This is a genomic window from Burkholderia sp. IO2 (assembly GCF_029522185.1).
Classification (GTDB): Bacteria; Pseudomonadota; Gammaproteobacteria; order Burkholderiales; family Burkholderiaceae; genus Burkholderia; species Burkholderia cenocepacia.
In genome coordinates, this window is the sequence record NZ_JAKWFH010000045.1 from 56,648 (window position 1) to 65,201 (window position 8,554).

Annotated in this window: 6 protein-coding genes; all 6 read right to left on the reverse strand. The window is 68.7% G+C overall.

All coding sequences use genetic code 11. The features are described from left to right. Positions 1-28: 28 nt before the first annotated feature. Positions 29-1,231 (reverse strand): tricarballylate utilization 4Fe-4S protein TcuB, encoded by a 1,203-nt coding sequence (gene tcuB / locus MMB92_RS25665; protein WP_006498142.1) that lies wholly within the window; start codon positions 1,229-1,231, stop codon positions 29-31. Continuing rightward, complete coding sequence (gene tcuA / locus MMB92_RS25670) at positions 1,218-2,624, reverse strand: FAD-dependent tricarballylate dehydrogenase TcuA (RefSeq protein ID WP_062911689.1); 1,407 nt, start codon at positions 2,622-2,624, stop codon at positions 1,218-1,220. Before tcuA ends, tcuB begins: the two co-directional genes overlap by 14 nt. A 74-nt stretch (positions 2,625-2,698) precedes the next feature. Beyond that, positions 2,699-3,640 (reverse strand): LysR substrate-binding domain-containing protein, encoded by a 942-nt coding sequence (locus MMB92_RS25675; RefSeq protein ID WP_006498144.1) that lies wholly within the window; start codon positions 3,638-3,640, stop codon positions 2,699-2,701. Between the two features lie 271 nt (positions 3,641-3,911). After that, entirely contained in the window at positions 3,912-5,093 is a 1,182-nt protein-coding gene (locus MMB92_RS25680; protein ID WP_277563030.1) for a fumarylacetoacetate hydrolase family protein, read from the reverse strand. Positions 5,094-5,125: 32 nt separating this feature from the next. Next, the gene (locus MMB92_RS25685; RefSeq protein ID WP_058903934.1) at positions 5,126-6,907 is read right to left on the reverse strand and encodes an IlvD/Edd family dehydratase; all 1,782 of its coding nucleotides are present in this window, start codon (positions 6,905-6,907) and stop codon (positions 5,126-5,128) included. Positions 6,908-7,109: 202 nt separating this feature from the next. Then, positions 7,110-8,147: a LacI family DNA-binding transcriptional regulator gene (locus MMB92_RS25690; protein ID WP_006483298.1), complete on the reverse strand. Its 1,038-nt coding sequence runs from the start codon at positions 8,145-8,147 to the stop codon at positions 7,110-7,112. Between the last annotated feature and the right edge of the window lie 407 nt (positions 8,148-8,554).

Here is an 8,554-nt window from a genome sequence, read left to right on the forward strand (position 1 = left end):
AAAGCCGGACCGCTTCGGTTGGCCCGGTTCAGTCCGAGCCGAGTTGCAGGCGGTTGGCCTGGCGCTTTTCGATCGACGACTTGAGCAGCGCCGCGCAGCGGAAGATTCCGTGGGCGAATTTTCCGTACGGCAACGTTGCGAACAGCGCCATCACGATGCCGAGATGAACGGCGAGCAGCGTCGCCATCGCGCTCGTGTCGCGCCACGCGAGCAACGCCAGTCCCGATGCGCTCACGAGCATCAGCAGGGCAATGAAGCCGCGGTCCATCGGACGTTGTGCCGGATCGGTCCGCGCGGGGTCGCGCCGCAGGTTGAGCCACAGGAGGCCGGCAGGCCCGATCAGCAGACCGATTCCGCCGACGGTGCCGAGCAGCACGGGCAGGCTCAGGAACGCGTACGGCGCGTGCAGGTCCAGCGCGTAGTGATAGAAGGTCGCCACGAGCGTGGCGGCAAAGCACAGCATGAAGCCGTAGAACGTGAAGTGGTGAAACCGGCGCCGCGCGCGCGTGAACGCATCGTCCGACTCGTTGCAGCCGTCACCGTGGCCGCCGTCGAGATAGGTCAGCGCGAGCGCGTGTTTCGCCGCCTCGGCGACCGCGGGCAGGCTCGCCGTACCCGTCGACACGTCGCGCCAGAAACGCGTCACGCCGACCCCGAGCGCCAGAACGGCGAGGCCGAACACCGAGCCGAACATCGCGGCGAGCAGGTTGTGCGGAAAGATCGCATAGAAACGGCCGCCCGACGGGCCATTCAGCAGCGAGCCGTGCATCGCGACGCCGAGCATCAGGAAAAGCGCCAGCCCGATCGCGAGGGCAAGCGCGACGGCCAGGCCGTTGCGCCTGTAGAGCTGGCCCAGCGCGGCGGGCCACGCATACTCGACATACGTGTCGAGCCGGACCTGCGCCATCGCCTTCGGCACGCTCACGGCGAATTCGTGCGGCGGCGCATATTGGCACGCGTGATAGCACGCGCCGCAGTTGTGGCACAGGTTGGCCAGGTAGTTGACGTCCGCCTTCGCGAATTCGAGCCGGCGCGTCATCGCCGGAAAGACCGCGCAAAACCCTTCGCAGTAGCGGCACGCATTGCAGATCTGCATCTGGCGCGCGACTTCCGCTTCGTGGTCGGTGACGGGCACGATGCGGATCACGGCGGCGCCGCTCGCGCGTGTCGACGGCCGACCGGCGGGCGCGAGCGCGTGGGCGTCGCGAACGTGTTCTTCAATATCGTGCATGTTGAACTCCGGTCGTTTGCGCGGCCTTCGCCGCCTCGGTGCCCGCGATACGGCCGAACGCGGTGCCGATCGACATCCCGACGCCCGCCGTGTAACCCTTGCCCAGCACGTTGCCGGCCATCATCTCGCCGGCAACGAACAGGTTGCCGCTTGGTCGTCCGCCGAAGTGGACCTGCGCGCGCTCGTTGACCTTGAGCCCGAGATACGTAAACGTGATGCCGGGACGCAGCGCATAGCCGAAGAAGGGCGGCGTATCGATCGGGCGTGCCCAGTGGGTTTTCGCGGGATGGACGCCTTCGGTGCGACAGTCGTCGAGCGTCGTGTGATCGAACGTGCCCGCCCGGCATGCGGCGTTGTACGCGCGCAGTGTCTCGACGAACGCTCGCTCGGGCAGGCTCAGCCCGCGCGCGAGTTCCGGCAACGAATCGGCGCGGACCCCGGGGAATACCGGCGGCATGAAGCGTCCGACGGCCTTGGCATCGATGATCGAGTAGGCGGTCTGTCCCGGTTGCTGCGCGACGAGGCGGCCCCAGATCGCGTAACGCTTCGGCCAGAAATCTTCGCCTTCGTCGTAGAAGCGCTGCGCATCGCGGTTGACGACGATACCGAGCGACACGCAATCGATCCGTGTGCAGATGCCGCCGTCGTAGAGCGGCGCGCGCGCATCGATCGCGACGCAATGCGACTGCGACGGGTCGCCGATCGCATCCGCGCCGGCGTCGAGCATGGCCTTGAGCAGGACGCCCTGGTTGAAGCGCGTGCCGCGGATGAGGAAATTGTCGGCGGGCCACTCGCCACGCTCGTTTTGTCCCCACGCTTCGCGCAGCCATTCGCGGTTGGATTCGAAGCCGCCCGCCGCCAGCACGCAACTGCGCGCCTCGAAGCGCCGGCTCCCGCTGCGCGCGGCGACGAAGCGCTCGCCGTCGAGCTCGATGGCGTCGACGGGCGTGTCGTAGCGAATCCGTACGCCCAGCGCTTCGGCGCTGCGGTAATACGCGTTCACGAGCGCTTTGCCGCCGCCCATGAAGAATGCATTGGTCCGCGCCACGTGCAGCGCGCCGGACAACGGCGGCTGAAACCGCACGCCATGTGCGTGCATCCACGGACGACAGTTCGCCGACGCGCGGATCGCGAGCCGGGCCAACGCCTCGTTCGTGATGCCGCCCGTGACCTTCAGCAGGTCTTGCCAGTACTCTTCTTCCGGATAGGCGCCGACCAGCACGTCCTGCGGGCCGTCGTGCATGCAACGCAGGTTGCGCGTGTGCTGGGAGTTTCCGCCGCGCCATTCGCGCGGGGCCGCTTCCAGCAGCAGCACCGACGCGCCGGCTTCGCGCGCCATCAAGGCCGCGCACAGCGCCGCGTTGCCGCCGCCGATTACGAGAACATCGATCATCTGAGTTGTCTCCTTTGAGACGCACTCTACGGATCGGCCTCGCCTGCCGCCATCAGCGGCGCGGCAACACGTCTTCAGTTTTTGTGAAGAGGCGGCTCGCGCAGCGTGGCGCCGGGCCACCCGCCTGCCGCGACGATCTCGCGCGCGACGTCGGCGAGGACGACCCGCGCGGCGAGCCCGGCGGGCGACAACTCGTCGTCGGAGACGCTCGCGATCAGGTTCGGCCTCGTCGCGTGGGCGTCCGCGACAGGGACGCTCGCGAGCGCGGCGTTCTCGAGCCGTGCGAGCGCCGCGCCCGGTTGAATGGTTGCACCGAGCCCGCCGCGCACCGCATCCATCAACATCGCGAGGCCGTCGACTTCGGCGGCGATGTGCGGGGTAAAGCCGGTGCGGGCGAATGCGACATCCAGCAACGCGCGCAGACCATGCGGGCCGCTCGGCAGGATCAGCGGCACGGCGCCGAGGTTCGCCAGGCGGACGCGCGGCCCGTCGGGCATGCCCGGCAGGCCGGGGGCGCCGATCACGAACAGATGCTCGTCGAGCAACGGCATCACGCTCCAGCGCTGCGCGGGTTCTTCGCGAAACAGGATCGCCAGGTCGATCTGCCGCGCACTCAGCATCGCACCGAGATAGCCCGACAGGCTCTCGACCATGCGCAGCCGGACATCCGGATAGCGCCGTCGCATCGCCTGCATGAACGCGAGGCCGAGTACGCCGGTCGTACTGGGCGCAAGCCCGACGCTGACGTGCCCCGACAGGCGCGCCTGACGCGCGGCGAGCGCCGCATCGTCGACGTGGCGCAACGCGAGTTGCGCCTGTCGCCAGAATGCAAGGCCGGCGTCCGTCGGCACGACGCCCGTGGAGGTGCGTTGCAGCAGGCGCGTGGACAACTCGCTCTCGAGCCGGCTGATCTGCTGGCTCAGTGCGGACGTCACCACGCCCAGTTCCAGCGCGGCCTTGCCCATGCTGCCGTGTTCCACGACGCAGACGAAATAGCGCAGTTGCCTCAGTTCCATCGACACCTCGAATTGACTCAGCCGCGGTATTGTCGCAGCCGACGAGGCGCCGGTGGAGCGAATCGCGTCCACCGAGGCCGTGGAGCGACGCCGGAAAGACGGTCGAGCAGGCGGCGCCGCTCAAGGCGGCCGTTCCGGCTCGGCGAGTGTTCAGGTCGCGCAGTGAAGGCCGGCTACATGCGCGCCGGCGCGAACGGCCGTTTCATACCGCTTCGCTTATTGTCCGTCGACGTCGTTCGCGCAGGACTTCATGTCGCCGCGTCTTCCGCTTTCATTCGGCAAGCAGCCCGCGCGCGGCCAGGTTCGCATACAGCGCGCGCACGCCGAAGGTCCACGGCGCGATCTCCGTGCAAAGCCGCACGGTATTGACGAGTGCGCCGAGCGCGGGCGTCGAGATCGTGACACGGTCGCCCACGTGATGCGTGAAGCCCGCGCCGGGCGCGTCGCGATCCTGGATCGGCGAGAACATCGTGCCGAGGAACAGCATGAAGCCGTCCGGGTACTGGTGATGCGCGCCGCAGGTCTGCGCGACGAGGTCGGCCGGGTCGCGGCTGATCTCGCGCATGTGGCTGATGCCGTCGAGGACGAAACCGTCGTCCGCGCCTTCGACACGCAGCGACACGCTGCATTGCCGCACGCCGTCGAGCGTGAAGCCGTCGTCGAACAGCCGCACGAACGGGCCGATCGCGCACGAGCCGTTGTTGTCCTTGCATTTGCCGAGCAGCAGCGCCGAGCGGCCTTCGATGTCGCGCAGGTTCACGTCGTTGCCGAGCGTCGCACCCACCGGCCGGCCGTCGCTGGCGACCGCCAGCACGATCTCCGGCTCCGGGTTGTTCCATACCGACACGGGCAGCAGCCCGACGTCCGCGCCGAAGCCGACCGCGGACATCGGCTGCGCCTTGGAGAACACCTCGGCATCCGGGCCGATGCCGACTTCCATGTATTGCGACCACGCGCCGCGGCGCTCGAGTTCCGCCTTCAGGCGCAGCGCGGCTTCCGAGCCGGGCACGATCTTCGACAGGTCGGTGCCGATGGTCGCGGCGATGGTGTCGCGTACCTCGCGCGCCCTGGCCGGATCGCCGCCGGCCTGTTCCTCGATCACGCGTTCGATCAGGCTGACGGCGAACGTGACGCCGCACGCCTTGATCGCCTGCACGTCGCACGGTGCGAGCAGGTGCGTCGCGCCGGGCGTGCCGTCGAGCGTCGCCTGCAGCAGCGGTTCGACGCGGCCCAGCGATTCGCCGACGGCGGTGCGCGCGATGGCGACTGCATCGGGGCGGTCGAACAGGTCCGCGGTGGTCGGCACGGTGCGCGTGATGTCGAACACTTCGCCGCCGCGCACGGCGACGACGCTCGGGCCCGCGTGGGCGCCGTCGTGCCGCCAGACGCGGCCGATCAGCAGCGCGTGGGCGAGGTCGTGCGGCAGGCAGTCGGAAACGGAAGGAGTACGCATGGTCAGCTCGGCAAGAGTCGTGGACGGTGAAATCAGTGCGAATGGCGCGGATTGCCGCGCTGCTCGATCACCTTCAGGTACAGCGTGGCCGGTTCGAGGCAGCCGCCGGTGGACAGCTGGCCGACGAAGCGGCGATAGAGTTCCTGCCACGGCGTTTGCGCCTGCGGCACGGTGAAGCTTGCGCTTTCGCGACGTCGCGCGAGTTCGTCCTCGTCGACGAGCACGTCGACGCTGCGGCGATTCAGGTCCACGCGCACGCGGTCGTTCGTGCGCAGCAGCGCGAGGCCGCCGCCGACCGCCGCTTCCGGCGACATGTTCAGGATCGACGGGCTGGCCGACGTGCCGCTCTGGCGTCCGTCGCCCATGCACGGCAGCGACGTCACGCCGCGCTTCACCAATTCGGCGGGCGGCGCCATGTTCACGACTTCCGAACTGCCCGGATAGCCGACCGTGCCGCAGCCGCGGATCACCAGGATGCAGCGCTCGTCGATGTCCAGCGCGGGATCGTCGATGCGCGCGTGATAGTCCTCGGGGCCGTCGAACACGATCGCGCGCGCTTCGAACGTATTTTCCGCGCCCGGTTCGGAAAGATAGGTCCGGCGGAACGCGTCGCCGACCACCGACATCTTCATGATCGCGCTGTCGAAGAAGTTGCCCGACAGCACCATGAAGCCGGCGCCGTGCTTGAGCGGCGCGTCGGGCGTCCGGATCACGTCGCGGTCGGCGTCCTGCGCGGTGTCGGCGATCGCGCCGATCGCGCGACCGGATACGGTCAGGCAGTCGCGTCGCAGCAGGCCGGCCGCATCGAGCTGGCGCAGCACGGCAGGCACGCCGCCGGCGCGGTGGAAGCTTTCGCCGAGGTAGTCGCCGGCCGGCATGCAGTTGACGAGCAGCGGCACGGCTTCACCGAAGCGCTGCCAGTCGTCCAGGCTCAGCTCGACGCCCATGTGGCGTGCGATTGCGATCAGGTGCGGCGGGCAGTTGGTCGATGCGCCCAGCGCGGACGCGACGACGATCGCATTCTCGAACGCCGCGCGCGTCATGATCGCCGACGGGCGAAGGTCTTCGCGAACGAGCTCGACCGCGCGCTTGCCGGTCGCGTAAGCCATCTGGCCGCGCTCGCGATAGGCCGCGGGAATGCTCGCGCAACCCGGCAGCGACATGCCCAGCGCCTCGGCCAGGCTGTTCATCGACAGCGCGGTGCCCATGGTGTTGCAATGGCCGATCGACGGGGACGAAGCCGTGGTCAGCTGCATGAAGCCTTCGTAGTCGATCTCGCCGGCCGCGAGCAGGTTGCGCGCATGCCAGATCACCGTGCCGGAGCCGACCCGCTTGCCCTCGTGCCAGCCGTCGAGCATCGGGCCGCCCGACAGCACGATCGCGGGCAGGTCGACGGTGGCCGCGGCCATCAGGCACGCGGGCGTGGTCTTGTCGCAGCCGGTCGTCAGCACCACGCCGTCCAGCGGAAAGCCGTGCAGCACTTCCACCAGCCCGAGGTAGGCGAGATTGCGGTCGAGCGCGGCGGTGGGCCGACGGCTTTGCTCGGCCAGCGGATGCACGGGGAATTCCATCGGAATGCCGCCCGCGTCGCGGATGCCGGCCTTGGTCCGCTCGGCCAGCTCGAGGTGGTGGCGGTTGCACGGTGCCAGGTCGCTGCCCGTCTGCGCGATGCCGATGACGGGGCGGCCCGACTGCAGTTCCTCGCGCGTCAACCCGTAGTTCATGAAGCGCTCGACATAGAGCGCGGTCATGTCGGCGTGCGCGGGGTCGTCGAACCATTCCTGGCTGCGCAGGCGGCGAGCGGTGTGTGACATGGCAGGCTGTCTCCTAAGGGGCCTTTCTCATTTTGCGTGCCGGATAGTTACCGGTAACATCGGTGGGATGTTAGCACGGGGTTTTTGCATCGCGGAAGGGATTTCGTGCGCGATTTCGTGCGCAAGTGGCGCAGCAGAGGGCGGCGGAAACCGGTACGGAGCCGCGCATCCCGCGGGTCGGGATGCGCGCGGGCGCCGGCCGTCAGGCGCTTTCCCGCGGGATGATCGTGTAGTCGATACGAATGCTTTTCGATTCGGTCCGCTCGCCGCCGTCGCGCGCCTGCAGCGCCGCCAGCAACGCTTCGCCGGTGCGCAGCCCGATACCGTACGCATCGACCGACACGGTCGTGATGGTCGGATGGCAGCAGGTTGCCACTTCGAAGTTTCCGAAGCCGGCCACCGCGATGTCGGCGGGCACGGCCAGCCCGCGCCGATGACATTCCATGATCGCGCCGAACGCCGACATGTCGCTCACGCACATCACCGCATCGGTATCCGGCCATTGCGCCAGCAGGGCCGCCATCGCCGGCCCGCCGTGGCTCATCGTGATCGGCGATTCGCCTAGCCGCACGACGCGCGGTTCGCCGAGCCCCAGCGCCTTGATCTCCGCCTGGTAGCCCTTGAGCCGGTCCAGGCCGCGGCGATCCAGTTCGCTCGCGCCGACCAGAAAGCCGATGCGCCGATAGCCGCGCTCGGCGAGGTGCCGCACCATCGCACGGGCGGCGCGCACGTTCGAGAAGCCGACGGCGGTGTCGATCGGGCGGGTGGGCAGGTCCCACATCTCGACCACCGGAATCGCCGAGCGCTCCAGCACCTTGCGCGTCGCGTCGGTGTGCTGCGCCCCGGTCAGCGCGATGCAGCGCGGCTGGTGCCGCAGCATCGAGCGCACCAGCCGTTCTTCCCGTTCGAGGTCGTAGTCGGTATCGCCGAGCAGCAACTGCAGGCCATGCGGTTCGAGCGCATCGGTCAGTCCGCGCACGGTGTCCGAGAAGTTCGAACTCGACAGCGACGGCACCAGCACCGCGACGAACTCCGAGCGCCCCGACGACAGCGCGCCGGCGGCCGCGTCGGCCACGTAGCCGAGCTGCTCGATGGCCTCGCAGACCCGTGCGCGCGTCTCGGCGGCCACGCTGTGCCCGGCGAGCACGCGCGACACGGTCATCTTCGAGACGCCGGCGAGGCGCGCCACGTCGGACATGCGGGGCGGCCCGGCAGGCCGGACGGCGGTGGGACTGGGCATCGGAATCGCGATCGTGAGAAGGCCGGAAAGGCTACATCATACCGGTGCGGCGTACCGGGCAGGCCGGCCGACGCTCGCCCGTCGCGGCGACGCCCGTACTAGGGAAACCACGCGTGCGGCGGACCTTGTACGCCCCGGTCGCAGCGTGCTACCTTCCGGTGTGTTACCGGTATCAGTGTGCCGATCGCTCCCGTCGCCTCGCCGGCTTTTTTTTGCCACGGAATGTTATCGGTAACATCGATGCGTCAGAGGACTCGCCGGTACGAAGAAGACCTACACGAACAGCAACCATCTTGAGACAGCCCATGTCATGCGCAATTGAAATCCGGCTGCCAACGCTCGCCAGTGCGAGCGATGGCGTTGAGCGTGATGAGCAGCTTGCGCATGCATGCGACGAGGGCGACCTT

Coding starts and splice junctions, on each gene's coding strand:
- tcuB (WP_006498142.1), bottom strand. CDS start 1,231: ATGCACGATATTGAAGAACACGTTCGCGACGCCCACGCGCTCGCGCCC.
- tcuA (WP_062911689.1), bottom strand. CDS start 2,624: ATGATCGATGTTCTCGTAATCGGCGGCGGCAACGCGGCGCTGTGCGCG.
- MMB92_RS25675 (WP_006498144.1), bottom strand. CDS start 3,640: ATGGAACTGAGGCAACTGCGCTATTTCGTCTGCGTCGTGGAACACGGC.
- MMB92_RS25680 (WP_277563030.1), bottom strand. CDS start 5,093: ATGCGTACTCCTTCCGTTTCCGACTGCCTGCCGCACGACCTCGCCCAC.
- MMB92_RS25685 (WP_058903934.1), bottom strand. CDS start 6,907: ATGTCACACACCGCTCGCCGCCTGCGCAGCCAGGAATGGTTCGACGAC.
- MMB92_RS25690 (WP_006483298.1), bottom strand. CDS start 8,147: ATGCCCAGTCCCACCGCCGTCCGGCCTGCCGGGCCGCCCCGCATGTCC.